This is a genomic window from Acinetobacter sp. YH01019 (genome assembly GCF_013420285.1).
GTDB lineage: Bacteria > Pseudomonadota > Gammaproteobacteria > Pseudomonadales > Moraxellaceae > Acinetobacter > Acinetobacter gandensis.
Genome location: NZ_VOYM01000178.1, coordinates 1 through 1,373 on the forward strand (window position 1 = coordinate 1; position 1,373 = coordinate 1,373).

A 1,373-nucleotide genomic window follows, 5' to 3' on the forward strand; every position below is an offset into this window, starting at 1 on the left:
TATCCTGAAAGTCATAGATCACCGCCTGAACTGGATTGTACTGTGTAGTGGCATAGGCCCAGACATAACCTTTCTTCGGTTTTTTCTCATTCTCACCCATCCGCATGATGGTGACCGGTGTTTCATCGGCATGGATCACCTGCTGTTGTAGTACCACCTCTTTTAAGGCATTGGCCAGAGGTTCCAGTTCTACACCGCAGCGACCTATCCAGTCAGATAACGTTGATCTAGAAAGCTCGATTCCCGCCCGCTGATAGATCAGACGTTGACGGTACAGCGGTAAATGATCGGCATACTTCGATACCAACACATGGCTGAGCAGTTCAGGTGAAGCAATGCCTTTATCAATCACATAGGCAGGCATCGCTTGCTGAGTCAGGGTGTCACACTGATCACAGACCCATTTGCCACGGACATGCTGTTCCTTGTAGAACTGTGCCGGTCTGAAATGTAGTTTTTCACTGACATCTTCGCCGATACGACGTAACTGGCAACCACAAGCGCATTGGGTTGATGCAGGTTCATGCTCAATACGGATGGTGTGTAGATGATCTGGCAGTGGTCGACGTTTAGGTTTATTGGTTTTGGCTTTCTGTGTCGCTGCATCGGTTTTATCTGCATTCAGCCGTTCCAGTTCCAGATCAACAGCGGCAATATCTTCTTCGACCGCTTCATCCCACAGATGGATTTGTTTTGCGGTAAGATGTTCGTTTTTACTGCCAAATTTGTGCTTTTTAAACAGCGCCAGTTCATGCTCGTATTTTTGGTTGAGAATAGAAAGATGTTGAACTTGAGCATCTAATTGCTGATTGGTGACTTCAAGATGCTGAACTTTGGTATCTAATTGCTGATTGGATACTTCAAGATGCTGAACTTTGGTATCTAATTGTTGGTTATCTTCTGCGAGTTGTTGATGCTGCATTGCCAACTGTCTGGTAAATTCCAGCAGTTGTTCATGGGTCAGTTGGCTTAAGTCAGGCAGCGTATTCATGACCGCAGTATGCCTGAGGTCATGACGCAGAGGAAATAGAACGTTTGGAGAATAGCAGAATGCACCAACCTGGTTTAGAGCATCGTCACTACCTGCTGTTGTCCAATGCGCTGCCAGGGCAAACCCTGGATCAGTGCCTGTAACTGTTCCGGGCTGAGGGCTACGCTTTCACCCTGGTGAACTTTAGCCCAGTGAAATTTGCCCTGTTCCAGCCGCCGGGCACACAGCCAGATCCCCAGTCCATCATGCACCAGTACTTTCATGCGATGGCCACGTTTATTACAGAACAGGTAAGCACAATGCGGTTTGATGTAGCCAAAGGCTCTCACCACCTGAGCCATGGTCGTATCCATACCTGCACGCATGTCCATGGGCTGAGTAG

General features: G+C 47.9%; 2 protein-coding genes. Both read right to left on the reverse strand.

Annotated elements, in window-relative coordinates:
* Positions 1 to 991, reverse strand: a 991-nt coding sequence (locus FTT84_RS17780) for an IS66 family transposase (protein WP_180191848.1), incomplete at its 3' end; no start/stop codon positions are given.
* Between the two features lie 74 nt (positions 992 to 1,065).
* A partial coding sequence (gene tnpB / locus FTT84_RS17785; RefSeq protein ID WP_180082044.1) for an IS66 family insertion sequence element accessory protein TnpB occupies positions 1,066 to 1,373 on the reverse strand: 308 nt, incomplete at its 5' end.